31 protein-coding genes are annotated in these 20425 nt (G+C 64.4%); 15 read left to right on the top strand and 16 right to left on the bottom strand.

The genetic code is table 11. From position 1 onward, the window contains the following. Nucleotides 1–443 precede the first annotated feature (443 nt). Both ABNF93_RS30965 and ABNF93_RS30960 read right to left on the bottom strand, forming a co-directional pair. On the bottom strand, nucleotides 444–1010 hold the full coding sequence (locus ABNF93_RS30965) for an RNA 2'-phosphotransferase (protein WP_349331791.1): 567 nt from the start codon (nucleotides 1008–1010) through the stop codon (nucleotides 444–446). Beyond that, entirely contained in the window at nucleotides 1007–1864 is an 858-nt protein-coding gene (locus ABNF93_RS30960; RefSeq protein WP_349331790.1) for a LysR family transcriptional regulator, read from the bottom strand. Before ABNF93_RS30960 ends, ABNF93_RS30965 begins: the two co-directional genes overlap by 4 nt. 70 nt (nucleotides 1865–1934) lie before the next feature. Between ABNF93_RS30960 and ABNF93_RS30955 the strand changes: the two genes are divergently transcribed. After that, nucleotides 1935–2453, top strand: coding sequence for a hypothetical protein (locus ABNF93_RS30955; protein WP_349331789.1), 519 nt, complete (start codon nucleotides 1935–1937; stop codon nucleotides 2451–2453). Between the two features lie 113 nt (nucleotides 2454–2566). Here ABNF93_RS30955 and ABNF93_RS30950 read toward each other — a convergent pair whose 3' ends face one another. The 3 genes from ABNF93_RS30950 to ABNF93_RS30940 form a co-directional block, all read right to left on the bottom strand. Continuing rightward, nucleotides 2567–3154, bottom strand: a complete 588-nt coding sequence (locus ABNF93_RS30950; RefSeq protein ID WP_349331788.1) for a tetratricopeptide repeat protein — start codon at nucleotides 3152–3154, stop codon at nucleotides 2567–2569. Nucleotides 3155–3268: 114 nt separating this feature from the next. Then, nucleotides 3269–3625, bottom strand: coding sequence for a hypothetical protein (locus ABNF93_RS30945; protein WP_349331787.1), 357 nt, complete (start codon nucleotides 3623–3625; stop codon nucleotides 3269–3271). A 53-nt stretch (nucleotides 3626–3678) separates the two neighbouring features. Beyond that, nucleotides 3679–4254, bottom strand: a complete 576-nt coding sequence (locus tag ABNF93_RS30940) for a hypothetical protein (RefSeq protein WP_349331786.1) — start codon at nucleotides 4252–4254, stop codon at nucleotides 3679–3681. 299 nt (nucleotides 4255–4553) lie between these two features. On the opposite strand from ABNF93_RS30940, the gene ABNF93_RS30935 reads away from it, so the two are divergent. Continuing rightward, nucleotides 4554–4757 (top strand): hypothetical protein, encoded by a 204-nt coding sequence (locus ABNF93_RS30935; protein WP_349331785.1) that lies wholly within the window; start codon nucleotides 4554–4556, stop codon nucleotides 4755–4757. A gap of 47 nt (nucleotides 4758–4804) precedes the next feature. Here ABNF93_RS30935 and ABNF93_RS30930 read toward each other — a convergent pair whose 3' ends face one another. Further along, nucleotides 4805–5149 (bottom strand): hypothetical protein, encoded by a 345-nt coding sequence (locus ABNF93_RS30930; protein ID WP_349331784.1) that lies wholly within the window; start codon nucleotides 5147–5149, stop codon nucleotides 4805–4807. 166 nt (nucleotides 5150–5315) lie between these two features. Here ABNF93_RS30930 and ABNF93_RS30925 point away from each other — a divergent pair, with 166 nt between their 5' ends. Beyond that, nucleotides 5316–5735, top strand: a complete 420-nt coding sequence (locus tag ABNF93_RS30925) for a DUF4279 domain-containing protein (RefSeq protein WP_349331783.1) — start codon at nucleotides 5316–5318, stop codon at nucleotides 5733–5735. A 65-nt stretch (nucleotides 5736–5800) separates the two neighbouring features. Here the strand turns inward: ABNF93_RS30925 and ABNF93_RS30920 are convergent, their stop codons facing one another. Then, nucleotides 5801–6160, bottom strand: coding sequence for a DUF2019 domain-containing protein (locus ABNF93_RS30920; protein ID WP_349331782.1), 360 nt, complete (start codon nucleotides 6158–6160; stop codon nucleotides 5801–5803). A 197-nt stretch (nucleotides 6161–6357) separates the two neighbouring features. Here ABNF93_RS30920 and ABNF93_RS30915 point away from each other — a divergent pair, with 197 nt between their 5' ends. Then, entirely contained in the window at nucleotides 6358–6873 is a 516-nt protein-coding gene (locus tag ABNF93_RS30915) for a hypothetical protein (protein ID WP_349331781.1), read from the top strand. Nucleotides 6874–7055: 182 nt separating this feature from the next. Further along, nucleotides 7056–7289 carry a DUF2283 domain-containing protein gene (locus ABNF93_RS30910; protein ID WP_349331780.1) on the top strand — a complete coding sequence of 78 codons (234 nt, stop codon included), beginning with the start codon at nucleotides 7056–7058 and terminating at the stop codon, nucleotides 7287–7289. A gap of 712 nt (nucleotides 7290–8001) precedes the next feature. Here the strand turns inward: ABNF93_RS30910 and ABNF93_RS30905 are convergent. Further along, nucleotides 8002–8388, bottom strand: a complete 387-nt coding sequence (locus ABNF93_RS30905; protein WP_349331779.1) for a hypothetical protein — start codon at nucleotides 8386–8388, stop codon at nucleotides 8002–8004. A gap of 512 nt (nucleotides 8389–8900) precedes the next feature. Between ABNF93_RS30905 and ABNF93_RS30900 the strand changes: the two genes are divergently transcribed. From ABNF93_RS30900 to ABNF93_RS30880, 5 genes are all read left to right on the top strand, one after another. Continuing rightward, nucleotides 8901–9317: a hypothetical protein gene (locus tag ABNF93_RS30900; RefSeq protein WP_349331778.1), complete on the top strand. Its 417-nt coding sequence runs from the start codon at nucleotides 8901–8903 to the stop codon at nucleotides 9315–9317. A 123-nt stretch (nucleotides 9318–9440) separates the two neighbouring features. Next, nucleotides 9441–9839: a hypothetical protein gene (locus tag ABNF93_RS30895; RefSeq protein WP_349331777.1), complete on the top strand. Its 399-nt coding sequence runs from the start codon at nucleotides 9441–9443 to the stop codon at nucleotides 9837–9839. Nucleotides 9840–9916: 77 nt separating this feature from the next. Then, the gene (locus ABNF93_RS30890) at nucleotides 9917–10183 is read left to right on the top strand and encodes a hypothetical protein (protein WP_349331776.1); all 267 of its coding nucleotides are present in this window, start codon (nucleotides 9917–9919) and stop codon (nucleotides 10181–10183) included. Nucleotides 10184–10293: 110 nt separating this feature from the next. Then, the gene (locus ABNF93_RS30885; RefSeq protein WP_349331775.1) at nucleotides 10294–10521 is read left to right on the top strand and encodes a hypothetical protein; all 228 of its coding nucleotides are present in this window, start codon (nucleotides 10294–10296) and stop codon (nucleotides 10519–10521) included. Nucleotides 10522–10613: 92 nt separating this feature from the next. Then, nucleotides 10614–10958, top strand: a complete 345-nt coding sequence (locus tag ABNF93_RS30880; protein WP_349331774.1) for a DUF6572 domain-containing protein — start codon at nucleotides 10614–10616, stop codon at nucleotides 10956–10958. A gap of 58 nt (nucleotides 10959–11016) precedes the next feature. On the opposite strand, the gene ABNF93_RS30875 is transcribed toward ABNF93_RS30880, so the two are convergent. Beyond that, entirely contained in the window at nucleotides 11017–11223 is a 207-nt protein-coding gene (locus ABNF93_RS30875; RefSeq protein ID WP_349331773.1) for a hypothetical protein, read from the bottom strand. Between the two features lie 142 nt (nucleotides 11224–11365). After that, nucleotides 11366–11641 (bottom strand): hypothetical protein, encoded by a 276-nt coding sequence (locus ABNF93_RS30870; protein ID WP_349331772.1) that lies wholly within the window; start codon nucleotides 11639–11641, stop codon nucleotides 11366–11368. A gap of 729 nt (nucleotides 11642–12370) precedes the next feature. Here ABNF93_RS30870 and ABNF93_RS30865 point away from each other — a divergent pair. Further along, complete coding sequence (locus tag ABNF93_RS30865; RefSeq protein ID WP_349331771.1) at nucleotides 12371–12790, top strand: DUF4279 domain-containing protein; 420 nt, start codon at nucleotides 12371–12373, stop codon at nucleotides 12788–12790. An 800-nt stretch (nucleotides 12791–13590) separates the two neighbouring features. Here the strand turns inward: ABNF93_RS30865 and ABNF93_RS30860 are convergent. Then, on the bottom strand, nucleotides 13591–13941 hold the full coding sequence (locus ABNF93_RS30860; protein ID WP_349331770.1) for a hypothetical protein: 351 nt from the start codon (nucleotides 13939–13941) through the stop codon (nucleotides 13591–13593). Nucleotides 13942–14034: 93 nt separating this feature from the next. Beyond that, nucleotides 14035–14520 carry a hypothetical protein gene (locus ABNF93_RS30855; protein WP_349331769.1) on the bottom strand — a complete coding sequence of 162 codons (486 nt, stop codon included), beginning with the start codon at nucleotides 14518–14520 and terminating at the stop codon, nucleotides 14035–14037. A 358-nt stretch (nucleotides 14521–14878) separates the two neighbouring features. On the opposite strand from ABNF93_RS30855, the gene ABNF93_RS30850 reads away from it, so the two are divergent. Further along, nucleotides 14879–15604: a class I SAM-dependent methyltransferase gene (locus tag ABNF93_RS30850; protein WP_349331767.1), complete on the top strand. Its 726-nt coding sequence runs from the start codon at nucleotides 14879–14881 to the stop codon at nucleotides 15602–15604. Nucleotides 15605–16025: 421 nt separating this feature from the next. Here the strand turns inward: ABNF93_RS30850 and ABNF93_RS30845 are convergent, their stop codons facing one another. The 4 genes from ABNF93_RS30845 to ABNF93_RS30830 form a co-directional block, all read right to left on the bottom strand. Beyond that, on the bottom strand, nucleotides 16026–16889 hold the full coding sequence (locus tag ABNF93_RS30845) for a DUF6414 family protein (RefSeq protein WP_349331766.1): 864 nt from the start codon (nucleotides 16887–16889) through the stop codon (nucleotides 16026–16028). Between the two features lie 166 nt (nucleotides 16890–17055). Beyond that, on the bottom strand, nucleotides 17056–17457 hold the full coding sequence (locus tag ABNF93_RS30840) for a VOC family protein (protein WP_349331765.1): 402 nt from the start codon (nucleotides 17455–17457) through the stop codon (nucleotides 17056–17058). Next, the gene (gene cutA / locus ABNF93_RS30835; protein ID WP_349331764.1) at nucleotides 17454–17783 is read right to left on the bottom strand and encodes a divalent-cation tolerance protein CutA; all 330 of its coding nucleotides are present in this window, start codon (nucleotides 17781–17783) and stop codon (nucleotides 17454–17456) included. The genes ABNF93_RS30840 and cutA overlap by 4 nt, the downstream gene beginning before the upstream one ends. Then, entirely contained in the window at nucleotides 17780–18391 is a 612-nt protein-coding gene (locus tag ABNF93_RS30830; protein WP_349331763.1) for a helix-turn-helix domain-containing protein, read from the bottom strand. The genes cutA and ABNF93_RS30830 overlap by 4 nt, the downstream gene beginning before the upstream one ends. 256 nt (nucleotides 18392–18647) lie before the next feature. On the opposite strand from ABNF93_RS30830, the gene ABNF93_RS30825 reads away from it, so the two are divergent. From ABNF93_RS30825 to ABNF93_RS30815, 3 genes are all read left to right on the top strand, one after another. Beyond that, nucleotides 18648–18968: a hypothetical protein gene (locus ABNF93_RS30825; RefSeq protein WP_349331762.1), complete on the top strand. Its 321-nt coding sequence runs from the start codon at nucleotides 18648–18650 to the stop codon at nucleotides 18966–18968. Nucleotides 18969–19209: 241 nt separating this feature from the next. Continuing rightward, nucleotides 19210–19470, top strand: a complete 261-nt coding sequence (locus tag ABNF93_RS30820) for a hypothetical protein (RefSeq protein ID WP_349331761.1) — start codon at nucleotides 19210–19212, stop codon at nucleotides 19468–19470. 7 nt (nucleotides 19471–19477) lie between these two features. Next, nucleotides 19478–20302 (top strand): hypothetical protein, encoded by an 825-nt coding sequence (locus ABNF93_RS30815; RefSeq protein ID WP_349331760.1) that lies wholly within the window; start codon nucleotides 19478–19480, stop codon nucleotides 20300–20302. Nucleotides 20303–20425 lie beyond the last annotated feature (123 nt).

The raw sequence follows: 20425 nt of genomic DNA, 5'->3' as shown, positions 1-20425 counted from the left end.
ATGCGCCAGGTGGTCTCAATTTTCGGGCGCCGTGGTCTCTGTTGTTTCGCGCCCGGCTTGGACGGTCTGAGGACCGTGCAGGCCGCTGACCTGCGAAAACGTGGTGGGCAGGGGCGGGGTCGAACCGTCGACCTTCCGCTTTTCAGGACCAAGCACCCGCGTCCGCGTACGTCCGGAGGCATCCATCCACGCACGGCAGCGCCCCCGTGGACCACGCCGAACGGTCACGAATGTAGACGAATGAGACCACGTCTGAGACCAGGCAGGACGTGCCGCTTGAGTGGGCCTCGCTGTCATCGACACCTCACGCCGGGCCCGCAGGGCTACCAGGCGTCGCAAGAGCGCTCCTGAGGACCGCGCGGCGGAGGCAGTGCTTGTGACGGCGCGGGCTGACTGGCCCTCGGCTCCGAACGAGTCCACTGCCCGGGTCGGGGTCGGCGGATTCAGCGACGTGGCTCCTCATCGGCTGTCGGTTTGTGGAGGTGGATCCGGTTGGGTGGAACGTGGTTGGTGAGCCAGGTGCCGTTTGCGGCTTGGTAGAAGGGGATGCCGCCGTGGTACATGCCCGCGGCGTCGATGGTGAGGATGACAGGTTTGCCGCGGCGGGCTGCAACGGTGTGGGCCGTAGCGGGGTCGGGGGAGAGGTGGACGTGGGTTCGCTGTTGTGGTCGGAGACCGTTCGTGAGGATGCTGGGGAGGAAGCGGTCGACAGTGCCGTGGTAGAGCACGGCTGGTGGTTCGGTGGCGTCGAGTTGGAGATCGATGTTGATGGAGTGGCCCTGTGCGGCGCGGACCCGTGTGCCGAGGACTTCGAACCGTTTCTTGTCGGTGCCGGCCACCAGTTGGTCGAAGAGCTTGCGGTCGATGGGGCGGCCGTGGTGCTCGAGGGCGGCGAGCAGGGTGTCGATGGAGATCCAGCCGGATGGGTCGAGGCTGATGTCGATGGCGGCGGGGTTGTGTCGCAGGACGTAGGCGAGGAACTTGCTCGCTGCGACGCGATCCTCGGTCATGGTGATGCCAGGTGGGTGATGAGGTCGTTGACGTGGGTTCGTCGTTGGCTGCGCCAGGTGGCCCAATACCTGATCTTCGGGAGGTCTGTCACCGGTATGGCGGCTAGACCGTCTGGCACGGCCACGCATCCGTTGACAATTGTGGCGCCGATGCCCAGGGCTGCGCAGTGGACGAGCAGGTCCCAACCGTCGACTTCGGCGGTGACACGCCAGGACGCTCCTACGTCGGCAAGTGCCCGCTCGAGGGTTCGGCGGTGGGGTCGCCCACTGGCAGGCAGGACCAGCTCGAGGCCGTCGAGGTCGAGCAGGCTGACGTCGTCTCGGTTGGACAACGGGTGGTCGACATCGATGACCAGCACCTGTGGGTAGCTGGCGATCTGGCGTGAGTCGAACTGTGGAGGTGGGGGGTCGTGGGCGATCACCGCGAGGTCGACGTGACCCGCTGACAGTGCCGAGATCGCCGACTCTCGGTCGGAGGTGAGGACGCTGATGCTGCGGTCGGTTGTACTGATGCGGCGAATGGCTTCGGCGATCACCCAGCGCAGCGCGCCGCGTCCGGCGGCGATGCCCAGTGGTCGGCTTGTGCCGTGCAGGTCGCCGAGGAAGTCGTCCAGCCGTCGATGCGAGTCCAGTGCGAACGCTGCCAGCCGTTCGCCGGCGGCGGTGAGCGTCAATGCCCGGCCGGTGCGTTCGTACAGGTCGACACCTAACGCGGCGGCGAGCTTCTTGATCTTCACGTGCAAAGAGGGCTGGCTGATGTGCAGAGCCGTGGCCGCGGCAGTGAAGTTGCGGTGTTCGGCGAAGACCGCAAACGAGCGAAGCGCGTCCGCTTCCAGCATGTCCCGGTCAATCATAGGAAAGGACTATAGCTAGTCCGCAGAAAAATAGTTCAAGTCAAGGCTCGGCTGGTGGATGCTGTCGAGCATGGAACAGCGCCGCGAACCACGCTTGGGTATCGACATCGGACGAGTGATCATCGACGGATCCGCGCATCCGGACGGTGGGGACACGGCGTTCTTCACCGGCGACGAGGCGACCATGCTGGCGACGCCTGAGATGGCCGGCGCGGCGGCCGCGATTGCCCGGCTCATCAAACAATTCGGCGGGCAGGTCTGGCTGATCTCAAAATGCGGTCCGCGGGTCCAAGCCCGCACCGAGCACTGGCTAGAGGCGCACGACTTCTACCGCCGCACTGGACTGAAACGCGAACATGTTCGGTTCTGCAGGGCGAGAGCGGACAAGCGAATGCATTGCGTTGAACTGGGATTGACCCACTTCATCGACGATCACCCCGACGTGCATGCAGCGATCAGGGGCACCGTGGACCACCAATACTTCTTCGGAGTCCAGCGACAACCTGTGCCCGGCTACGGTCACCACACGCCGGCCTGGGCCGACGTGGAACAACACATTGCCGACTCGTTCGCCTCGCGGTGCGTGTGACTCACCAGAGGCATCTCACGGAACTCCCGGTCGTAACGTCTGTCGCTTCTCTGGCATCGCTGCTCCTTATAGCCTACTTCGCGAGTTTGCGTAGGCGCTTCAGGGTGTGGTCGTCAGCATGGACGACGCCGACCGTCTTGTGACGAGGAAACACCGGGCCGCGCCCGGCCATGTCCAATGCGGTCCTCGCTGCACGTCGAACTGTCTCCTGCTCGGCGGTTGCCTGGGCGATGCGGATGAGTGCCAGATGCCAGCGGAAGAGCACTGGGGAACTGGGACGTGCCGCGTTCTAGGAACGAGTTCAAGAGCGCGAGTGCCTCCTCCATGCTGGCTGGGTCACCCTTGTCGATGAGTAGTTCAGCAAGGGAAATCTCCGCGGTCGCGGTCGTTCCGTTCAGCGTGGGATGTTCCGCCAATAGTCTTCGGTAGTACTGCTCAGCGGTCGTCGGGTCTTGCTCGACGTAGGAGTCCGCCAGGTGCTCGATGGTGGACGCTTTCTCGAACTCGTGGCCGAGGTCGCTTTCGAGGATGCGCGACCAAACGCTCCGAGCGGCATCCATCTGGCCCGACTCCCGGAGAGCTATGCCTTTGATGCGTGTGTACTGAGTCCGGTTACCGGCGTGGGCGCGCCGAAGACGCGCCTCGAAGTCCGCCTGAGCACCGGGTGACCAGTCGGGAGAGCGGAACCAGTCGTCAGCCACCGGAGCAGTGTTGCAGGCTGCGCCGCCTTACGTCCGCTCATCGGCATCACCGCGCGGATCGCGGCATGAGAGTGCGTCGTCGCGTGCGTCCTGAGGTGGCAAGCGAACCGGCCGCTAGTCGTCGAAGTCCGCCGGCCGGTCCTTTGCTGGCCGGCGCCGACTGCGAGCCAGGGGTCTGACCGCACCTTCGAAATAGGTGATGGCGGCGAACGCTGCGACGTGGTTGTGGGTAATGCGCTGCCCGGTCATCGGTAGCGGATAGTCGGGCATCTCGTACCAGGCACAAATCCTGTCGATCTGGAGTCGCTCCTCTTCAGACATTCCAAGTGCGCGTTGGGCAAGCGCATCCTCGCCGTAGTCCCATAGGGCTGAAGCGATCAACCGCTTGGGCATGTGCACGCTGAACCTCGGGCGCGCTTTCAAGAGTTCGCTGAGCGGCAGGGGCTCCATAGAGGAAGTATGGGTGAGCACGCCCGCTCCTCATCGGCATGGTCCTGATTCACGCTCGGCGGCATGTGCGGATGTTACGCGCTGAAGTAGGCGACGTTTGCCCACACCGCAGGAGGATCGCCGTCACGGCGATCGGTGGCAGCGGGAGCCACTACGTGTCGCACACTGTCGGCACCGGTGAAGTGTGGGTGCGGCTTGACTGCCGGCTGGCGCTTGCGACTTCGCGAGGCCGCTTCGCGGCACCGGCCGAGGAGTTCGGCGTTTTGGTGAGCTAGCCACGGGGGCAGTGACTCTGCGACGGGTTCCAGGTCGAGCAGGGCCGACTTCGGGTCCTGCAGAGCGTTCATGACAACCATGCCTCGGCACCACGTCAGGCCAGCACGATCACCTGGCCCCGCCAGCCACGTGCCGATGCCCAGGTCGAGCGAGTGCACCGCATTCCGAGGTTGTCCTCGAAGCAGGGAGGAGACGGCGTACAGGAGCCACGTGTCTGGTATCCACGCCCCGCCGCCCCAGCCGATCCAACTCTTGGTCCAGTCGTAGACAGGGCGCCAGTCTCTGGCCTCGACTCCAGCCAGCGCCTTCGCGCGGCACTCTTCACCCCATCTGGCTACGTCGCCACCCGGGACCTTTGCGAGTTCGAAGGTCATGCCGTAAGCCTGCCAGGCGAGCGCCGCGAACGGCGCGTTTGGCCGATGCCCCCGACACCTCACTGACCCGCCTGTCATCGGCATGACGGGCTGCCTCTCTGGTCAGTGCTGCCACGTGTCCGAGATGCTGACCACATGCCCGAGACCGACTGGCACCCATTCCAAGACGGCGAAACGCTCTCGCAACCAGGTGGTGAAGACGGAACGATCATGGTTGACGATGAGCACCAGGCCGGGGCGAGGATCACCCTGGAACATGACACGCTAAGGTCCGGCGTTTGCCATTACCTGCGGGGTCTATGGGTGGAGCCGAGAGTTGGCTGAGACCCATCGACGGCTACCTCGACGACTGGATCGCATTCGGCGACGACGGAACGAACGACCTGTACTGCATCCATCGCGTTGACCAATCGATCACCCGGCTGAGCATGATCGATCGAAGCCACGAGCGCGCGGCCGTTGAGCTTCCGGACTTCTCGACGATCGTCCTCTCGCGCGTATAGCCGTGGACCCGCGAGCGAAGAGCGGCAAGTGAGTGCCTACTGACCGCTCAGTCCATGCTGACCATGATGGCGTCGTCACAGGTTCCAAATCTCTGAGGACACCGCGGCGTACCGCTCGATGGGGCCGGCAGTCTGTGCGTCGAACCACTGAACGAAGTCTCGTGCGTCAGCGCGTTCACGTCCTCGGGGCCGTGCGTGTTCGGTAGGCCGATCACGATGGTTTCCGCTTCCGCGTCGTACTCATCTGTGTTCGTCTCGAAGTTGATCCCGACAGGATCGGCCCGCAAGAGGATCTGCGACACAGAATCGACGAGATCTCGCTGCGTCACTGTCTGCTCGAACCGTGATTGACGTGCCCTTCGAACCTCGGCCTGGATGTGCTCCCACTGCACATCCTCAGGCGCCCGCTTCTTGCGGCGGAACCTTCATGAAACAATCCTCTCAGGAAGGAGCGGCGAGGAGGCCGGAGCAGAACCTCACATCGGCATGACCCTCGCGGTCGCGGCATGGTTGTGAGTCGCGTGCAGCGTGACCTTAAGGCTGGCTACTCTCGCTGTCATGGCGGAACTCGCTCGCGCGTTGGCCGCGCTCCGGGTTGCGGGCGAAGAACTTGTTCCGGACGCGATCACGACGGCTTTGGGATGTGAGCCCTCACGAAGCTGGGCCAAGGGCGAGGCGTGGATCTCCCACGGTGTGACGAGAACGCGGCGCTTCGGTCTGTGGAGTCTGGACGCCGAAGAGACGACGCCGGCCGACGTCGATGCCCAGGTCGCGACGATCCGCGGGCGCCTGACCTCCGACGAGGCGGTGTGGCGCGACCTGGGCGCTCGGTACACCGTCGACCTGTTCTGCGGATGGTTTATGGAGCGCGGAAACGAAGGCGTGACGCTTGAGCCGGAGACGATGTTGGCGCTGGGGAGACGGGGCATCCCCCTCGATGTTGACCTGTACGGGGGAGACGAGTCCGCCGACGGGTGAGGGGTCCCCGCCCACCCGGACATCGGCAGTGCCGCGCCGCACTCTCCGCGGCATGGGCGCGCGAATCACCAGTCCGGATTCAGGCGTCTCGCGTCGAACTCGCGAAGCGTCATCTCGGCGTTGAGTCCATTTAGTCCGAGCGCTGGATCCGCCTGGATTTCCTCCAACACCGTTCGCGCAGCGTGTGCGTTCCAGTGCAGTGCGTGGCTGGCGGCCCACAGGCGGACAGTTACTCGCGGGTCGTCGAGGAGCCCATTGATTAGCTCCTGGCCGGACTCGGTGGCCGCGAGTTCCTTGCGCGCGACCTGCAGACGCTCAACCAGCCGGTTCCACTGGCGTGGGCGGTTCTGGCCGAGCCCGTCGTCGCCTTCGGCCTCGGCCATCTTGCCCAAAGTGGCGAGGTACCTTGCTGCGGGATCACTCACGGAACCATTCTCCCCCTGCTACACCGTTCGACGGGTCGGCGGCAGTTCCGGATGGCCGCGGGGTTGGTCTCCGCCCACGACCAGGCCCTGCAGTGCTATCCGGAGATCCTCCACGCAAGAATGTCCCGGGCGCCCGGGCGCCCGGGCGCCCGGGCGCCCGGGTGCCGGGGCGTCGTGGCCGACGAGCTGAGGACGCCATGGCGATCTGCTTTGAGTTGGTAGTCAACTTCGGTGAGAACGTCGAGGGTGCACGCGCGGCCGCCCTCGCCGATCCCAGCCCCGCGCCGGTTCAGGCGGGCCGCCACCGCATTCCCGTCCACCGCACCGTGATGAACCGGACGCCCTCCTACATCGAGGTATCAGTGATCCCGGTTGCTGTCGGCTGGGGTGTGAGCCTGGACGGGACGCTGCCGAGATTCAGACTCTCTGCCGCCGAGTTGAGCGAGGTAGGTATAGGGCTCTACCGCTTACTTGAGCGGTTCAACGGGTACCTCGTGGCGAAGGTCGGCTGGGACCCGGAGAGCTCCGTCGATCCCTCAGAACTCAAGAGCGACTGGGCAGACGAGCTGGCCGACGGCACTATCGATGGACTCGTCCTCAAGGACGCCCTGCACGACGAACTCCGCTTGGGAGACAACTACGTCGAGTTCCAGCCGGGCTACCTCTGGATTCCGTACCGGGGTGAAAAGCCGAGCACGCTCACAGTTGAGTAGACCCGAGCATCAAGGCAGTTCACCTGTCCCGCCCATGACGACCATCCAGGCGGTACGGTCAGCTGCCCGCGTAACCGCTCATCGGCACAACTGCGCCGGACAAGATCATCCGCAGTTACCGCTCATCGGCATGACCGCGCGGATCGCGGCAGATGAGTGCGTTCCATGTGAGAATCCCGGCCATGCGCGTCACCTACGATGCCGAAGCCGATGCCACCTACGTTTACCTGGTCGATGAGATCGCCCGAGGCGAGGTCGCCAACTCCCGGGTGGCTGATATCCCGCTGGAGAACGCGGCGTTGACGGTGGACTTCGACGCAAACGGCCGTGTGCTGGGGATCGAGCTGCTCGGCGCGAGCAGGATACTCCGACCCGAGACGATTCAAGCGGCCGAGGACATCACCAGGCGTCATTAATGAGGATGACCTTCGGCCTATCGGCATGGGAAATCGCGCGGACAGCGGCATGTCAGTGCGCCGCTCCCGGCATCTGCGGAATACTCGCAGCATGTTCGAATGCCCGGCTGCGGTTCGCGCGAGCTGACCGCGCCTCCCTACGAGGTTTGGCCGCCGCCAAAGGGCACGGCCATCACCCCGCCCTACGAGGATCTGCTCGGCCGCCCTTCGTATGAGGTGTGCCCGAACTGCGGCTTCGAGTTTGGGAACGACGACAACCCGGGGACCGCACAACCATCTTCGTTCGAGGCATACCGCGCTGAGTGGCAGTCGGAAGGATCACCTCGGTTCTGGCGCGATCGGCCCGGTCAGTAGCGCCCTCAATTCGGCATGACCACGCGGAACGCGGCATGTGCGCATGGTCACGAGCTCGGGAAGCGAGGGAGGGGTGCCCGCCCGACGGCTTCGACACATCGGAGCCAGTCGTGCCACAGGGCCGGGTCGTTAGTGCGCTCGCTGTCTGCGGTCGGTTCCATGGCCACGAGCATGAGTTGCAGCGATTCCGAGTCCGGCTCCCTGCTTGCGTAGTCCCACACGAGCCGGTAAGCCGCCTCGTAGGCTTCAGCGACCGTCAATCGGCGTGGGCCGGCATCCATAGCCGCCACGGTAGTCGGAGGGCCGCTCGTTCGCTCATAGGCATGGCTGCGCGGATCGCGGCATGAGCGGGCGGCCACTACAGGATCATTCGGTGGAGGACACTTGTGACGTGGAGCCCTTCGTCGTGTACCTGGACTTTCAGGCGATCCAGCCGTTGACACCAGACGATCTTGATCGGATCGCCGCCGCCCTCCGCCCCCACGACGAGGAGTTGTGCGTCTGGTCGGGTGAGGCGCCAAACGAGCTGAAGGTATGCATGAACGTCGCGCAGGAGGATTTCTCTTTGGCTGCGGGAGGCGCCGTCGGCGAGTTGGGCCACGCCCTTCTCCGCGTAGGAGTGGCAGGTGAGGTCCGCCGGGTCGTGGCGTGCAGCGACGAAGCCCAGCTGGTCGTAGAGGGACCAGACCTCCAGGTTCTTGAACGACGCGGTGGCCAGACGTACTGCGACTGGTGCATGCGGCAACTCACGCCCTCGTCGATCGCTGAATCAGAACGCCTCGGACTCGACGACGAGTTCGCCTCGGCGTGCGATTCATGCCTCGCCGAGGGCGCCTACCACCGGCCTCCCGACGGATGGGAACCTCCGGAATCAGAGTGGCCGTACCGCGAGCAGCACTAGCGCGCTCATCGGCATGATCGCGAGGACGGCGGCATGATCGCTTCCCGCTCGGCGGCATGAGCGGACATTCAATTGACGTGCTCGAGAGCGGCCTCTCTCGTACGGTTGGAGGTCAGTCTGCTCAACGCCCAGCGCTGGTACTGGGCGTCACTGAACCCAAGGATGACGGCACCGTTCGAGTCGGGCCGGGCGCCAGGGGGCGCCGTCCACCATGGGCGGCGACCCCCGAAAACGCGCACCGACTGCGGGCAGATCCGTGTGTCCGAGCCGTTCCGGCGGGCGCTATCCGGCGGCAGGTAAGTGCGCTCGCCGTCATGGAGTGACAGTGTGGGGGCGGCCGCCGGAAGGATGTGGCCGTGATCGAACCCCAGGGCGATGATCCTAGGGGGCGTCTGATCGAGCAGCGCGTCCGCAATCGGATCATCGAGTACTTCGAACTCGCTGGTTCCTTCGCCGCACAGAGGGACTATGAGCGGGCAGCACCAATAGCACACGTGCCATACGAGGTCATCAACCAGTGGGAGGACCAGCTTCCTCGGGGCCTCGACAGCGTTGATGACTGGCCAGACGTCTACACCGCCGACGAGATCGAGGCCATCAAGAAGTTCCACGGCGTGTGGCAGGAGACGGCCAGGGTAGTGCCTGACGACTACCCATCACTCAGAGACGTCCAGGCTATGCCGGCCTGGGAGCGGTTGCGCTGCGAGGCCGAAACCGCCATGGGAGTCTTCACTAGGCGCGGCAAGTTGCCGGAGGACCGCGAATCGCCGTGATGGCGGGCTTCCGACGGTCATGGTGTCGGGCTCGCGATCATCCGATCATCGGCATGATCGTGCGGACAGCGGCATGTGCGGACGTCTGGGTGCGCGGCTGAGACACTGTCGGCTATGAGGTCGGTGCAGGTGTTCCCGGTCATGGGCCTGCCTGGGCTGCTGCCCCTGCTCGATAGCGTGGGCGAGCGTGCAGGGTCGGAATGGTTCGGGGTTGCTAATCGACGGCTTGAGGTCGGTGTGACCCGCTACGAGTCTGCGCAAGACCTGATCCAGGCGTTGCAGGTCCAGGGCTGGTTCTCCAAATCCGAGGTGGACGCCCTGCGGAAGGAGGGGCAGGAACTCGCGGGCGTATGGGTCGAGGTTCGTGTGGCCGGTCGCGGGGACTACCAGGCTGAGATGCGTGATCTTGTCGAGCGTCTCCTGGCCGAGGGCGGATACGCGTTCGACGACTACTCCGACGACGCGTGGTCACTCGAACAGATCCGCCACGGCCGTCCGACGGGCCAGACCTTCCGGGCCTGATAGTCCCGTACATCGGCACGAGCACCGGATCGCGGCAGATCCGTGCGTTTAGAGGGGCCGGCGGACAGAATGCACGGGTGAAGTCCGACTTGGAGCGGTTGTCCGAGCAGTACGAGCAGGTCGAGGGCGCGTTCATGGCGGCCGTCCGAGAACAGCTCGACCACACACAACTTGCTCTCGCGGCACAGTCTGTGGCCGAAGCGGCGGCTCGCTTCAATGCTGAGGCGTACCGCAAGCTCCACGCCGCCGAAGAAGACGCCTGGATGCCCTTGGATCAACTTACGGAGCGCACCGAGGTCCTGGCAGACCTGTGGACCGATCTGGCGGAGGCCTTCAGCGGGTAACACCACCGCATCCGCACGGACAGCGGCAAGCTCATCGGTGGGATTACCGCTCGTCGCCGCGACCGCGCGATCAGCGGCATGACCGAGCAGTCACGAGGCATGATGCTCAGATGTCAGAAGAAGTGCCGACGTGCCGTCGCTGCAACCGGCCGGTGGTCCGTGAGGCCGAGAACTTCGAGGTCTTCGAGCGCATGCACTGGAGTTGCTTCCACTACGAGTTCGAGCATCAGGCGGAGGGCTCGGCTGACGACGATCCCGACGTGGCATGTAGGGACCCGGCTTGTCCGGCACGGGCCCTCGATCGCGAAGCGCAGCCAGACTGGCTCGCAGACAAGTAAGCGAGAAGCTTGCCTCGCTGAGGGCCCTCAATTCGGCATGACCGCGCGGATCGCGGCATGTGCGGACGTGCCGGCGGACCTACGCTGAGGCCATGCGCTTTGGACGGAAGCATTCGGAAGCTCTCTTCGACCCCGGCAAGGTGGACCTGGTTGCTGAGACCGCGGATGGGGTGGTCGAACTGGTCATCGTGGCTGACGCTCCCTGGACGGGCTCCGATGCGCAGTTGTCATCGCTGCAAGACAAGGTGCAGACCTACGTCTCCTTCGCTCTCGACGGGCAGATGGAGAGGTCCTTTCCGGAGGCAGCAGGACGCCCGTGGCGCATCGTCGTATCCGCTCAAGCCGGAGACCCGGATCATCGCACCAACTCCGTGTTGCAGACCCTCGCCGACCGGCTGCCCCAGTACGGCGGCTCGCTGCTTATCCGCCACTTGTGACGCGTCCGCTCATCGGCAGTTTCCGCACTTCACTCTCCGCGGCAGATGAGTGCGTCGCTCAGACGTCGAGAGTGAGACGAGCGATCCTAAGGATTCGCTCGTAGTACGGCCGGGCGTCTGCTGGAAACGCCTCCATGGAGCGCTGCAGTTCGTCAGCCGCCTGCACCAGTCGAGAACGGTCCAGGTCGGACAGCAACCCAGGCCTTGTCGCCCAGCCGTAGATGTCGGCACCGATCATGACCGCATCCACCTCCCTGTAGTCCATCCCCTTCTCCACGGCGTCGGGAAGAAGGGCTCAGCCATGTGGAGTCGCATCTCTTCGGCAAGGTCGTCGGGCACAGGTCGCAGCGTAGAACCTTGGCGCTTGCCAATCGGCACGAGCGCGCGGAACGCGGCATCTGCGGATGTTACGCGCTGAAGTAGGCGACGATGTTTGCCCACACCGCAGGAGGATCGCCGTCACGGCGATCGGTGGCAGCGGGAGCCACTACGTGTCGCACACTGTCAGCACCGGTGAAGTGTGGGTGCGGCTTGACTGCCGGCTGGCGCTTGCGACTTCGCGAGGCCGCCTCGCGGCACCGGCCGAGGAGTTCGGCGTTTTGGTGAGCTAGCCACGGGGGCAGTGACTCTGCGACGGGTTCCAGGTCGAGCAGGGCCGACTTCGGGTCCTGCAGAGCGTTCATGACAACCATGCCTCGGCACCACGTCAGGCCAGCACGATCACCTGGCCCCGCCAGCCACGTGCCGATGCCCAGGTCGAGCGAGTGCACCGCATTCCGAGGTTGTCCTCGAAGCAGGGAGGAGACGGCGTACAGGAGCCACGTGTCTGGTATCCACGCCCCGCCGCCCCCAGCCGATCCAACTCTTGGTCCAGTCGTAGACAGGGCGCCAGTCTCTGGCCTCGACTCCAGCCAGCGCCTTCGCGCGGCACTCTTCACCCCATCGGGCTACGTCGCCACCCGGGACCTTTGCGAGTTCGAAGGTCATGCCGTAAGCCTGCCAGGCGCGTTCTCAGACGCCCTCACGGCGGCATGTGCGTACGTTCACTTGGTGAACAGGCGCTCGATGACAGTGCCCGTGGTCGGGTCGATACGGACGAGCCAGGACGACCATGAATGGCAAATCAGGGAGTCGCCCGACAGGGTGCACCGTGACCCATGCGTCATGTTCTCCCTCGGGCGGCCGCGCCTGCCATCCGGTTGAGCCGTCGGCCTCTCGGCGTACAACCGCTGACGCGTAGCCGTCGCCTCCTGGTACGAGTTCCAATCGGGCGCCGTCGGGCAGTTCGAGCCGGCCGTCGGGGAATTCTAGCGACTGGTCCACGACGCAATGATGCCGCGCCTACTTCACTCAACGCGGCATGGTTGTGAGTCGCGTGCAGCGTGACCTAAAGGCTGGCTACTCTCGCTGTCATGGCGGAACTCGCTCGCGCGTTGGCCGCGCTCCGGATTACGGGCGAAGACCTTGTCCCGGACGCGATCACGACTGCTTTGGGATGTGAGCCCTCACGAAGCTGGGCCATGGGCGACGCGTGGATCTCCCACGGTGTGACGAGAACGCGGCGCTTCGGTCTGTGGAGTCTGGACGCCGAAGAGACGACGCCGGCCGACGTCGATGCCCAGGTCGCGACGATCCTCGGGCGCCTGACCTCGGACGAGGCGGTGTGGCGCGACCTGGGCGCTCGGTACACCGTCGACCTGTTCTGCGGATGGTTTATGGAGCGCGGAAACGAAGGCGTGACGCTCGGGCCGGAGACGATGTTGGCACTGGGGAGACGGGGCATCCCCCTCGATGTTGACCTGTACGGGGGAGACGAGTCCGCCGACGGGTGAGGGGTCCCCGCCCACCCGGACATCGGCAGATCCGTGCGTTGATCCTGCCTCCGGTTGTCAACAGGCTCGTAGGCCTGATGCGTATCAGAGGCAGTGATTTGTCGTAGATCTGCTGTCGGGGGCACCGACTGTCTGCGACCCAGGTCCGCCATCAGATTCGCGACACCTGGGTCTACGGATCTGCCGGTGTGGATCTACCTGTAGAACTCGTTGACGTCCTCGAAGATGTCTGCCAGATGGACTCGCGTCATGTCTGCCGGCATTTCCATCGGGGGCCCGTAGGCCCAAAGTTCAGGAGGGCGGCCTCGGATGAGGCGCTGCTCTTCCAGCGTGATGTCCACCTGCTCGAGGCCGTGCTCCTGTGACCGCGGTCCTAGGTGCAACTCGATGCCGGCGCGGGTCACCTGGAACGGGGACCGGGCCGAACGAGGCCTACTCAGGGACGACGGGCCCCGCTCCGACCGCGGACACAATGGACGCAACGGCCACAACACGGCAGCGACCTTCCGCTTCCGAATCAGACGCTTGCAGGCCGCTGACCAGGCACGATGCCGCCGGTGGTCTCAGTTTCCGGTCTCGGTGGTCTCAATTGTTTCGGCCCTGACGGGCACTCGCAGGAGGCTCTGCAAGCCGCTGACCTGCGGAAACATGGTGGGCAGGGACGGGATCGAACCGTCGACCTTCCGCTTTTCAGGTCCAGGCAGGTCGGCTGCGGCGCCGGGTTCGCACTCGGGATGATCATGATGCGGTGGCTGATGTGTGCTGTTGAGTGGGTCGGTTGGCGTCACGGCTGGCGTCGGTCAGTGGAACTCGTGGATGACCTCGATCTGGCCGACGATGTGCGTGTTGAACTCGTCCAGGTCCTCGGCCGGGACCCACAGTTCCAGGATGGTGCTGCCGCCGACCTGCTGCACGGGGTAGCGGCTCAGGAAGTCGGTGTCGACCTCGAACCGGGTCACGTAGCCGGCGCCGTCGTGCTTGACGTTCCAGTCGCGGGCGATCATGATCGCGTAGTTCTCGTTGAGTACCGGGTAGAAGATCGGCTGCTCAGGCAGACGCGGTGGCCAGGCTCGGAAGTCCAGCTGGCGAACGAGGTCCAACTCCGTCGGGCCTGTCGGGCGCCACAGGGTCGTGGTGGTCTTCGTGGTCATGGCGGTGGCGTTGCTTCCTCGATGGTGAGTCTCCGCCCCGTCCGGCACGACGGAGGATATGGCAGCTGGATGCGCCACGGCCCCGTCACGGTGTCATCTGCCGTCGGGTGGTCCGGAGTCGGGGTGCGGTCCGCACCGGACGTTCGGGTCGCTCTTGTAGGCACCTTTCAGTCGCAGCGTGGTGTCGTTGCGGCCGGTGCCGTCGTGGTCCCAGAAGACCAGCTCGACGTTCGCTGGCATGGTGCGCACACCGCGGGCGTCCCCGTCACCAGGGATGACGAGGAGTTCGGGTGCGTCTTGCCAAGCGATCTCGGCCGCGTTGAGGGAGTCCATGACGTCGACATGACTGAGGCGGCACGGGATCGGGGTGTTGCCCAGTCCGAGCTGGCCGGGCAGCTGGGCGGTGTCTCGCCAGGTCTGGAGGCTGAGGCTGATCACTGTGGAGTGGCAGATCAGTACTTCGATCGCTCCCCAGTAGTGCAGGCGTGGCTTCCACCGCCTGGGCCGTCCATCGGCAGCGATGTCGGTGTGCGGTCCGAGCTGACGGTGCAGTTCCTCGAGCTTGGCGCCACAGCGCATGGGACCCAGCGTCCCCGTTCGGCAGAAGTCAACTACGAGGTCCAGGAGGTTCACGGCCATCTCCCGGCGCACTCAGGCATCGCGTCCGGTCTCACGTGCCGAACAGTACGCGGCATGTCGAAGCTCGGAAGGGCGGACGGTGTGGCCCGTGCCTGCAGTCCAGACCCCCTCGATGCCATCAATGGGCGTGATGGTCGCCAGAGGTCGTACGTGCAGGTCAGGCGGCCATTGGGGGTCTCGAATGGGCGGCTACGGCCGGCTGCGTTGCTGTACTTGTCTGCTGTACGTCGCTACTTTGATCGCTCGTGGATCCGCTCGGCATGCTGCCATCACATGGAGCGATCTCAAGGAGCAGGAGATGTCCGACGACGCAGATGCCGTCCAGGCACGGATCACCGCGTTCTGGAACGTCCTCGCCTCCGGCTACAACACCGCGGACAACGTGGCAGCGCCCGGATCATCGGAGTACACGGCATGGCTGGAGACAGTTCGGTCACTCCTGCCCGAGACGCCCAGCGACGTACTGGACGTAGGGACCGGCACTGGATTCGTTGCACAGATGGCAGCGGAACTCGGACATCGGGTGACGGGGGTCGACCTAGCCGAGGGCATGCTCGAATCGGCGCAGGATCGCATCGAACGGGCTGGCTTGGACGTGTCGTTGCTGGTCGGGGACGCGGTGCGACCACCGTTCCCGCCGGCGAGCTTCGACGTAGTGATCTCTCGCAGCGTGATCTGGACCTTGCGCGAGCTGGAGACGGCTTTCAGAAGCTGGCAGACGTTGTTACGACCTGGTGGCCGGGTTGTAGCGATCTACGGCCTCGGAACTGGCCCTATGGACGAGTCGCCAGCCCAGGAGTCCGCCGAGAAACCGATGGGCTTGTTCCAGCGGCACTACACCGCCGAGACACGCAACGCGCTGTCTGCCATGCGATTACAAGACCACTCTCTGCCGATCCGGATGGCTCAGCGTGCTGGCCTGGTCGACGTGACAGTCTCGTCCCTCGAACTGGTGCGCGGTTGGGAGACCTCACCCGGCTCGGATCTACCGCATGCCCTCGTCGGTCACCGGCTCATCTCGTAGGGATCGGTCAGCTCGGAGGGTCGGAGGGTTTGGCCGGTGTCCTGGCTTGGTCCGGGAGGTCGGGGGCCCGTAGCCTCGCCCGGCGCGGTGGGCAGCTCGCTGGCCGACCGTTACCGCCCACCGTGGGCCCCCGGCCTTCGGGACCCGGACCAAGCGAGGTGGCTAAAGCCTCCGGCCCGCCCCGGCCACCGCCGGGTCTCTGGTGAACGGTGCCGACGCTGTGAGGGTCGTCAGTCTTCTGGCGGCCCTTTCTTCGCGCCCAGCCGGGCCGGCCGACCGGGCGCCGTCAAGGCGCGGAGGGAAGGCCGGCCCCGTTGAGGCGGGCGCGGCGGCCCGGTTCGGGCCGCCCTTGAAGACGTAGGGAAACTCATCACCGACGGGACGAAGCGACTCTATAGGGCCGCCCTGCACGGGATGATCCCTATCGGAAAATGGCGATCGGAGTGAGCCAAAGCCCTGGCCCCTTGATGGCGGCATCATCCCTGGATACGGATACCCCAAACGCGCTCGCTGGTTCGATGAATGGCTCCACGATATCTCCTAACGTGTTGACCTCGAGCGGCGTTGGCGGTGCTTCGCGTATTAGGCGCATGGTTGGAACTTCATCGCCGTCGGTTAACACCTGATCTACTTGGCCTACGACCGTATAGTGCCCAGAGAGGTGGCCTACATTGCCAATCATCCAACGATCAGCCAGTTGCATTGCAACGATGGGACCAGCATTTCCAACGGGCTTGGCGATTACAACGAACTCCATTTCATCGGCGTCGCCCACTAGCATGCGTATGTTCCGTTCGGATTCCTTGGTGGTCTTGAGCTCGTCACCCTTCTGCGAGAACATGTGACCGGGACTCTTGGCTAAGTTCGCGAACCAGAGGAACATTCGGAACATCGCTTGAAGAGGAACCACCGTCAGGCTGGCTCGAAGTTCCACAGTGTCGCCGGGGTCAACATCTTCGAGCGCGTCCTGCCCCCAGCCTCTAAATTGACCGATCGCTTTCGAGGTTACAAGATTCTGATACCAGAGTTCGAAGATCGAAAACCGCGTACGCGTGCGTACGATCTCTTCCTCGAATGCCGAGGTAGATTTCTTCCCTCCTTCAATCTTGGCGCCCTGAAATCCGGCACCTCCCCCGAAGCCGCCTTCGCGTGAGGAGTTGACTTTCGCAACTACCTCGTCAACCTTGCCTGCCTCTACGGCAGAGAGTGAATTGATGACGGTCTCGTCATTGAGGTAATAGAACCCTCGGTGCACACGCTTCTCGGGCTTCTTGTATATGGCCACAGTATCCCCCCAGCACTGGCGTCTCGCCACTTGCGTCCTATTTGACCATTAGGTCCGGTATCGCATGTCCCTCCCCCATATGGACCTCAAGATCGTCGCCAAGTATGCCAGCCCTTGATCGCCATGGTTTGATCTTTTGGACAGGCGCCGCAGAGCTACTGCTAGGTCACGCGGGGCGACGCAGGGCGAGCAAGTGGGGGAAGGTTGGTTGGAGTACGCAGAACTCGTTATGCCAGGGGTCGCGCATGACCCAGAAGTCGTAGCCGCGTTCTTGTTGGTGGTCCCAGCGTGTAGCGCCGAGCGTTTCGAGCCGAGTAGCCTCGGCCTCTACGTCATCGGTCTCGATGTCGAGATGCATACGTTCCTTCGAGACCTTGGAGTCCTCAGTCTTCTGGAGCAGGATCCGGACGTCGGAGTCGGGTAGGCGTAGACGCCGGTAGATGTGTTGGCTCCCTTTCGAGACTGGTTCTTCCTCCGCTCCGAGTGCGGCACTCCAGAAGGCGAGCCCGTAGTCCAGGTCGCCGACGTCGACGACAAAGTGGCAGAGGCGGCTCCGGTGTCCGGTCACGACGTCGGCTCCTGGGTCTCGTCGAGGATCCATTGGAGGTAGTCCGGGTTGCCGTCGTCGATGACCCTGCTACTGATGCCGGGGACCTCGTACGGATGCAGTTCCTTGGCGCGGCGCACAATCGCCGGCACGAGGCTCCTACGGGTGTGGAGCGACACTCGGCCTTCCTGGCGGTCGTGAACCTGGCCGCGCCATCGGTAGATAGATCGCACAGGGGTGTAGTTGTGACCGCTCGCGCAGAGCCGCTCGGACACGAGCTGCCCTGTGAACTCTGCGAGCCAGTCTGGGTCGGGTGCGGTGATGACGACTTCGCACAGCTCCGTCACTGCCTGCTCGCCTCCCCCTTGAGGAGCCGTGTCATCGCAGCTTCGGAGTCCTCGCTCGTCTTCCCCATGCTTGCCCAGCCGGTCATGATGCTGTCGTCGTAGCCGAGGCCGACCCAGCGGCCCTCCATGTAGACACCGTGCGGGTGCAGAACGAGGTACATGGTGCCCTTGGAGCGGATCGAACCGTCCTCGGCCGCGTACCAGCCGGTGAGGATCTCGTTGTCCCAGAGTCGGAGCTCTCCGCTCCACATGTAGCCACCCTCTTCTTCGCTGAGACCGCGTCGCGTCGAGGCGATGAACACCTTGTCGCCCTCTTGACGCATCTGCACGGGCTGGGTGGCGATCTTCTGTTCGCCACCGCGGGACGTCTGCCAGGACGCCCACCAGTCGCCGGTGACGTTGACCCGGTGGGACGGACGTCCGGCGAGTTCGGTCACTGAGATCTGCAAGGCATCGGCGATGGCCATCGCCACCGTCAAGAGCGGTTGTTGGTCGCCGGTCTCGTACCGGCGAATCTGTCGCGCGTCGACTCCGGCAGCCTGCGCAAGGTCGCTCTGAGACATGCCCAGATCGCGACGGCGCTGCCGGATCACTTCTCCCATCTGCATGCATCCCATCGTCCCGGACTTGTTAGTCCTTGTCACCAGGACTATTGTGTCCTATAGTCGGACTTGTTAGTCCGGTTGGTCGGGCTAGTAGGACCGCAAGTCAGGGAGGTGAGGAGTGGCAGCACGTAGCCAGGTGGCAAGCCGCGCGAGTCGCGGTTGGTCCGTTCGAGTCGGGCGCGTGCACGGAGCCACGCAGCGTGCGTGGTGAGGCGAGGTGCCTCGTTCCATCAGAACTCCTACGAAGGGGAGAGCACTCATGAATCTGCTTCTCGATGCGTCGCGGTACACGTTCACGGTGACGAAGGCTCCGGAGCCGAAGACCGACAACGAGGGTCGGCACAAGGCGGATCGCAAGACCGGAGAGCTGCTGTTCGTCACTCAGGTGATGGCGCTCAACGCTGACAGCGGGGCGGACGTCCTCATGATCACTGTGGCGGGTCAACCGCCGAAGGTGAGCGTGGGGCAGACCGTTACCCCGGTTGAGCTGGAAGCCATGCCGTGGGCGACGAACGGTCGGTCTGGTGTGGCCTTTCGTGCCAAGTCCCTCGACACCAAGGCGTCGGTAAAGGCCGCGTGAGTCATAGCACGGTGAACGGCGACACCAACGTTCTCAAGTCGAGTGCACGTGACGTGATCCCGATCTCGCCCTGAGGTGGCGAGACGCGCTGCAGGACGGCGCATGCATCAACACAAAGAGAACGACCCCCGAAAGGTCGGGGGCCGCTCCACACAAGACGGGCGGAGAGCCGGGACCGGCTACCAGACCTTCCGGCTCTCTGCCTACCAAACACAACCCAACCCAATGGGAGGGCTCTGTCATGTCCAACTCTACCCACCACGTCGACCGGGACCTCAGTCCACTGCGGATCAGCGGCGACATCACGCCAACGACCTACCTGAACGGCTCGGCGACCAACGGCAACTCCGAGCCCGTCATGTTGCTGACCATCGGGCTCCACCACGGCATCACTCTGTGGGTCCACGAGATCGAAACCCTCGACCGGCTCACCGCCGCGATCGAGCAGGCCCGTACCGCCTTCCTCAACCTCGACACCGATGAACTCCGGAAGGCCGGGTGAACCTGTCATGCCACGACGTAGCCGCTCTAGTAACCGTGTCCGCCTGGTAGAGGACGTCAAACCACGGTTCCACCAGCGCGTCGGAGTGCAGGTGGTCGTCGCCGTGTGGCGGTGGCTACCCGAGATCATCACCACCACTGCTGTGGTGACGGCGTTCGTATATCTGATCCGGATGGATCTGCCGGCCTGGGCTGCCGGCTGTGTCCTTGTCGCACCTGTGGCGGTCCTGCTGTGCATCCCAGGAGTCAACCGGGTGCTGATCGCCCTGTGGTGCTTGAACGTCACCAGGCACCGGCTGCGGGCGTTCATGGCTGAGAACGGGCTCCGGAACCGCTCCGGACGCCTGCCCTGGCTGATCTTCATCCGACCCACGAGGGTCGGTGAACGGGCCTGGATGTGGCTCGTCGCAGGCGTCACCTGCAAAGACGTCGAAGAACGCACCGAGTCCTTGGCGTCCACCTGCTACGGCCGGGAAGGCCGCGTCACCGCACACCGCCGGTTCGCCCACCTGATCCGGCTCGACATCACCCGACGCGACCCCCTCGACGCCAAGACCCCAGTCCGGTCCGTGCTGATCGAGAAGAACGCCGAACCCGAAGTCATCCCACCGAACGGTCGGGTCGAGTCGAAAACCCGCTACACCGCCTCCGAATGGGCGGTCGGCATCGGCCTCCCACTGACCAACACCAGCGAGGAAAAGCCGGTCATCGCCAAAAAGGCGGTGGCTGGGAAGAGCGAATTGTTCAAGCACACCCCACCCAAACAACGAACCGAATCCAGCAACGGGACGGTTCTGTCTGCCTCTGGAGAGGACGTCAGTGATTATGTCTAGGGCGTGTCCCGTAGATCTTGGGTTGGTGGGTCGCGGAGCCAGATTCTGATCGATGCGATGTCGATTGTGCCGCGCCAGATGTAGTCGCGTTTGTCGTATCGGGTGGCAACGGCGCGATAGCCC

This window comes from Actinopolymorpha sp. B9G3 (assembly GCF_040120725.1).
Lineage (GTDB): Bacteria > Actinomycetota > Actinomycetes > Propionibacteriales > Actinopolymorphaceae > Thermasporomyces.
This window is presented reverse-complemented; position numbering and strand designations above follow the sequence as displayed.

Excerpts from the sequence above, each read along its gene's own strand:
- ABNF93_RS30955 (WP_349331789.1), top strand. The coding sequence starts at position 1,935 with ATGGAACAGCGCCGCGAACCACGCTTGGGTATCGACATCGGACGAGTG.
- ABNF93_RS30870 (WP_349331772.1), bottom strand. The coding sequence starts at position 11,641 with ATGAACGCTCTGCAGGACCCGAAGTCGGCCCTGCTCGACCTGGAACCC.
- ABNF93_RS30960 (WP_349331790.1), bottom strand. The coding sequence starts at position 1,864 with ATGATTGACCGGGACATGCTGGAAGCGGACGCGCTTCGCTCGTTTGCG.
- ABNF93_RS30865 (WP_349331771.1), top strand. The coding sequence starts at position 12,371 with ATGGCGGAACTCGCTCGCGCGTTGGCCGCGCTCCGGATTACGGGCGAA.
- ABNF93_RS30860 (WP_349331770.1), bottom strand. The coding sequence starts at position 13,941 with ATGACCACGAAGACCACCACGACCCTGTGGCGCCCGACAGGCCCGACG.
- ABNF93_RS30925 (WP_349331783.1), top strand. The coding sequence starts at position 5,316 with ATGGCGGAACTCGCTCGCGCGTTGGCCGCGCTCCGGGTTGCGGGCGAA.
- ABNF93_RS30885 (WP_349331775.1), top strand. The coding sequence starts at position 10,294 with ATGTCAGAAGAAGTGCCGACGTGCCGTCGCTGCAACCGGCCGGTGGTC.
- ABNF93_RS30915 (WP_349331781.1), top strand. The coding sequence starts at position 6,358 with ATGGCGATCTGCTTTGAGTTGGTAGTCAACTTCGGTGAGAACGTCGAG.
- ABNF93_RS30875 (WP_349331773.1), bottom strand. The coding sequence starts at position 11,223 with ATGGACTACAGGGAGGTGGATGCGGTCATGATCGGTGCCGACATCTAC.
- ABNF93_RS30825 (WP_349331762.1), top strand. The coding sequence starts at position 18,648 with ATGAATCTGCTTCTCGATGCGTCGCGGTACACGTTCACGGTGACGAAG.
- ABNF93_RS30830 (WP_349331763.1), bottom strand. The coding sequence starts at position 18,391 with ATGCAGATGGGAGAAGTGATCCGGCAGCGCCGTCGCGATCTGGGCATG.
- ABNF93_RS30850 (WP_349331767.1), top strand. The coding sequence starts at position 14,879 with ATGTCCGACGACGCAGATGCCGTCCAGGCACGGATCACCGCGTTCTGG.
- ABNF93_RS30965 (WP_349331791.1), bottom strand. The coding sequence starts at position 1,010 with ATGACCGAGGATCGCGTCGCAGCGAGCAAGTTCCTCGCCTACGTCCTG.
- ABNF93_RS30940 (WP_349331786.1), bottom strand. The coding sequence starts at position 4,254 with ATGACCTTCGAACTCGCAAAGGTCCCGGGTGGCGACGTAGCCAGATGG.
- ABNF93_RS30855 (WP_349331769.1), bottom strand. The coding sequence starts at position 14,520 with ATGCGCTGTGGCGCCAAGCTCGAGGAACTGCACCGTCAGCTCGGACCG.
- ABNF93_RS30880 (WP_349331774.1), top strand. The coding sequence starts at position 10,614 with ATGCGCTTTGGACGGAAGCATTCGGAAGCTCTCTTCGACCCCGGCAAG.
- ABNF93_RS30910 (WP_349331780.1), top strand. The coding sequence starts at position 7,056 with ATGCGCGTCACCTACGATGCCGAAGCCGATGCCACCTACGTTTACCTG.
- ABNF93_RS30815 (WP_349331760.1), top strand. The coding sequence starts at position 19,478 with ATGCCACGACGTAGCCGCTCTAGTAACCGTGTCCGCCTGGTAGAGGAC.
- ABNF93_RS30935 (WP_349331785.1), top strand. The coding sequence starts at position 4,554 with ATGGGTGGAGCCGAGAGTTGGCTGAGACCCATCGACGGCTACCTCGAC.
- ABNF93_RS30820 (WP_349331761.1), top strand. The coding sequence starts at position 19,210 with ATGTCCAACTCTACCCACCACGTCGACCGGGACCTCAGTCCACTGCGG.